3 protein-coding genes are annotated in these 3,947 nt (G+C 32.7%); all 3 read right to left on the bottom strand.

All coding sequences use genetic code 11. The features are described 5' to 3' along the window. Positions 1 to 99: 99 nt before the first annotated feature. The 3 genes from ACMOUI_RS02350 to ACMOUI_RS02340 all read right to left on the bottom strand — a co-directional run bounded on the left by ACMOUI_RS02350 (position 100) and on the right by ACMOUI_RS02340 (position 3,849). Entirely contained in the window at positions 100 to 1,263 is a 1,164-nt protein-coding gene (locus ACMOUI_RS02350; RefSeq protein ID WP_418964141.1) for an amidohydrolase, read from the bottom strand. A 19-nt stretch (positions 1,264 to 1,282) separates the two neighbouring features. Continuing rightward, positions 1,283 to 2,794 (bottom strand): ABC transporter substrate-binding protein, encoded by a 1,512-nt coding sequence (locus ACMOUI_RS02345; protein ID WP_418964140.1) that lies wholly within the window; start codon positions 2,792 to 2,794, stop codon positions 1,283 to 1,285. Between the two features lie 329 nt (positions 2,795 to 3,123). Next, positions 3,124 to 3,849, bottom strand: a complete 726-nt coding sequence (locus ACMOUI_RS02340) for a transporter substrate-binding domain-containing protein (RefSeq protein ID WP_418964139.1) — start codon at positions 3,847 to 3,849, stop codon at positions 3,124 to 3,126. Between the last annotated feature and the right edge of the window lie 98 nt (positions 3,850 to 3,947).

The raw sequence follows: 3,947 nt of genomic DNA, 5'->3' as shown, positions 1-3,947 counted from the left end.
GTTATTGATATTATAAAAAAATATGAGTTTTTATCAAATTTAGGAAAAAATAAAGATATAAATTAAATCCCCTCATAGCTCCTATGAAGGGATTTTTTTCTATAGATTTAAATAGTCAATGGCATATTGAGCATATAAGGCACTTCCAATTTCAAACACGTCCTCATCCACATCGAACTTTTCATGATGGTGTGGATATATAATACCCTTTTCCTCATTTCTAGCACCTAGACTCACCATAACTCCAGGAACTCTGTTAGAAAATTCAGAGAAATCCTCTCCTCCTGTGGAAGGAGCACTATAAAATAGATTGGATTCTCCAATTAATTTTGCAGCTGAATTTTTAGCTAATTCTGAATAGGTTGAATTATTGATTGTAGGTCCTACCCCAAAGGTATATGTGACTTCAGCAGTGGCTCTATAGGCTTTAGCAGTGCTTTTAGCAACTCTTTCAATTATTTTAGGGAAGTTTTCTCTAATTGAAAGATTATAATATCTAGTTGTCCCCTCTAAGGTTGCTGTTTGCGCTATAACATTAAAACGACTTCCAGAAACTATTGAGCCCACAGTAAGAACAACAGGTTCTAAAGGGGAGAACTCTCTACTAACAATGGATTGTAAGTTCATAACAATTGCGGAAGCCACAACAACGGCGTCAACACACTGGTCAGGTCTAGCTCCATGTCCCCCCTTTCCCATAACTTTTATAGAAAAAATATCTGCAGAGGCACAACGGGGACCTGCATCAGCTGATACCCTTCCAGATGGAATATCAGAGGATATATGCATTCCAAATATATTATCCACATCATTTAAAACACCACAATTTACCATTTTTAAAGCTCCACGTGCAACCTCCTCTCCCGGTTGAAATATAAGTTTGATATTTCCATTTAGTTCATCTTCCATATCTTTTAGGATTTTAGCTGCACCTAGTAGCATTGCAGCATGGGTATCGTGTCCACATGCGTGCATTAAACCAGGGATGGTTGAACTATATGAGGTATTTGTTGTCTCTGTAACAGAAAGAGCATCAATATCACCCCTTAGAGCCACAGTTTTTCCTTTATTTTTTCCTGAAATAGTGGCAACAACTCCAGTGTCAGCAACAATTTTAGCATTGATTCCAAATTTTTCCAACTCCTCCTTAATTCTTTTAGATGTTCTATGCTCCTCTAAACTTGCTTCTGGAAATCTATGAAACTCTCTTCTCATAGAGATAACATAATCTTTATATTTTTTGGCCAACTCCTTTGTTCTCATAAAAACCTCCCAATAAAATTTATTTTAACACATATGTTTTTGCTAAATCAGTGTATCCATTTTTTTGTAAAATTAAGTTTTTAACAGCTTTTCTAGCTCCTAAATTGTAGTGTGGATATACAAGTGTATAGTGTGGTAACTCATTTTGAATTATCTCTTGTGCTTTAAAGTAAAGAGATTTTCTTTTATCTTGATCAATGGTAGTTCTAGCTTCTAACAGTATAGAATCTATCTCTTTATTCTCATAAAAACTTCTATTTCCAGACATCCCCTTTTCATTTGAGTGAAAAAGTGGATATAAAGCGGGATCTCCATCTACAGAGGTTACATTCCATGAAAGAAGATAAAGTGCTTTATTAGGTTGAGAAGTAACAGTTACATATGTGCTCCATTCAAAAATTTTAATTTCAGCTAATATTCCAATCTCTTTTAACTGGTCCTGAATTATAGTACACATATCTATCCAAGTTGATTGAGCAGAGGTCCAAAGCTCAATATTAAGACCATTTTCAAATCCAGCTTCTTTCATAAGCTCCTTAGCTAAAGGGATATTTTGTGCATATTTTTTAACATTTGGGTTATATACATCAATAACTGGTGGAATAGGAGAATCTCCTGAAAGAGCAGCTCCTCTAAAGACAAACTCAGCTAAAGATTCATTGTCAATAGCATAAGCTATAGCCTCTCTAAGCTTTTTATTCTGAAATAGAGGATTGGTATTATCAAATCCCAAGTAAAGAGTGGATGGCGCTTCCACTTCAAGTAGTTCTAAATCACCACTTTCTTTAACAGTTTCTCTATCCATAATTCCAATATCAAAGGCTATATCAACTTCACCAGTTTCTAGAGCAATAGTTCTATTTGTAACCTCTGGAATACTTCTTACAATCAGCGTTTTGTTTTTAGGAATCTCACCGTGGTAATTCACAAAAGCCTCAACAACGATTTTATCCCCAGGAATCCACTCTTTAAATTTGTATGGACCACTTCCAATAGGGTTTTGTGAGAAGGCGTTACCTGATTCCTCCACTGCCTTTTTACTGACAATAGAACCTCCTACACTGCTTAAATATTTAAGTATAGCACCAAAAGGTTTATCAGTAGTCACCTGTACAGTATATTTATCGATAGCTTTAATATCGATAATGGGAGTAAAGTTGTATCCAACTTGTGCAGAGGAGCGAGCCCTATTTAGAGAAAATACAACATCTTCAGAGGTTAAAGGCTCACCATTGTGAAAAGTCACATCTTTTCTTAGATGAAAAACGGTATTTAAATTATCAACCTGTTCCCAGCTAGTAGCAAGCTGAGGAACTACAGTTAAATTCTCATCTAAAGTAAGAAGAGATTCAAACATAAGATTTATTACTTTATTAGAAATGGTATCAATACTTTTTTGAGGATCCAAAGTTTTTACATCAGCTCTTTGTGCAATGATAAGTGTGTCTTTAAATTGGTTATCTTTCATACCGAAAGTATTGATAGAGAATAGAGAAAGGCAAATAGTAAAAATAAACCAAACATTTTTCATAGAATCATCTCCTTAAAATTTTATATAAAAAAAACAGCCATATTTGGCTGTTATAAACAAAACTATTCTAAGTAAAAATCAAAAATTAGAGAAAGAGAAAACTATGAAAAAAAATAGTATTCATTTTTAATTTTTTAAAAGAGTTTACTTGTGAGTTTATATTTAGCCAATTTGAAATATAGTTTGTATCCAATATAAAAAAATATGCTAGCAGCAGCAGAAATAGATAAAAACTAAAGCTAAATATAAATATTGTCATTTCGTAACCCCCTTTAATTTTTTTATTTGGTTAAGTATAAATAAAAAAAATATAAATGTCAATAAAAAAATTAATTATTTTTTTCTGGGAAATATTTTTTTACTAAATCATTATACTCATCGGTGTTTTTTAAACCCTCTAAAATTTCATTGATTTTTTCCACTTTTTCTGGACTCCCTTTTTTTAAAGCTATAGATGCCCCTGGGTAATTATCTATAACTGTATCCAATATTTTTAATGTTTTCATAGATTTTAAATACTCATATCCAGCTTTATCAGAGATGATAACACTGTCAATTGAACTGTTTTCCAGAGCCATAAGAGCACCTAAGAAAGAGCTATATGGACGAACTTGAGCACCGAGTTTTAAAGCTAGCTCCTCCTGAAGAGTACCTAACTGAACACCTACAATTTTATTTTTTAACTCCTCCTTATTTTTAAAAGTACTTTTAATATTTGTTAAAACCAGATGTTCCGATTTAAAGTATAGATATGGATTGGAAAAATCCACAGCCTTTTTTCTCTCTATAGTCTGAGACATACCAGCTATTACAGCATCGATTTTTCCTGTTTGCAGTGCTGGTATTAATCCATCAAAAGAGATATCTTTCCATACAATTTCATACCCAGCTTTTTTTCCTATAATCTCCATAAGTTCAACATCAAAGCCTGTTAATTTGCCATTTTCAAGGTACTCATAGGGAGCAAATTCAGCGTTGGTACCCACATAAAGTTTCTCTGCAAATGTAGAGATTGATAAGATAGATGCCATAATTAAAACTATAATTTTTTTCATAATAATACCCTCCATAAAATAAATTTTTATATAAAAAAAACCGAACTAACTCAAATTAGTTCGGTAAATATAGACTAGATATTAAAAGTGGTATAGTC

It is taken from the genome of Cetobacterium sp., from assembly GCF_048470075.1.
Taxonomy (GTDB): domain Bacteria; phylum Fusobacteriota; class Fusobacteriia; order Fusobacteriales; family Fusobacteriaceae; genus Cetobacterium_A.
The sequence above is the reverse complement of the archived record's forward strand: the minus strand, read 5'-3'. Positions and strand labels throughout refer to the sequence as shown.

Excerpts from the sequence above, each read along its gene's own strand:
- ACMOUI_RS02340 (WP_418964139.1), bottom strand. The coding sequence starts at position 3,849 with ATGAAAAAAATTATAGTTTTAATTATGGCATCTATCTTATCAATCTCT.
- ACMOUI_RS02345 (WP_418964140.1), bottom strand. The coding sequence starts at position 2,794 with ATGAAAAATGTTTGGTTTATTTTTACTATTTGCCTTTCTCTATTCTCT.
- ACMOUI_RS02350 (WP_418964141.1), bottom strand. The coding sequence starts at position 1,263 with ATGAGAACAAAGGAGTTGGCCAAAAAATATAAAGATTATGTTATCTCT.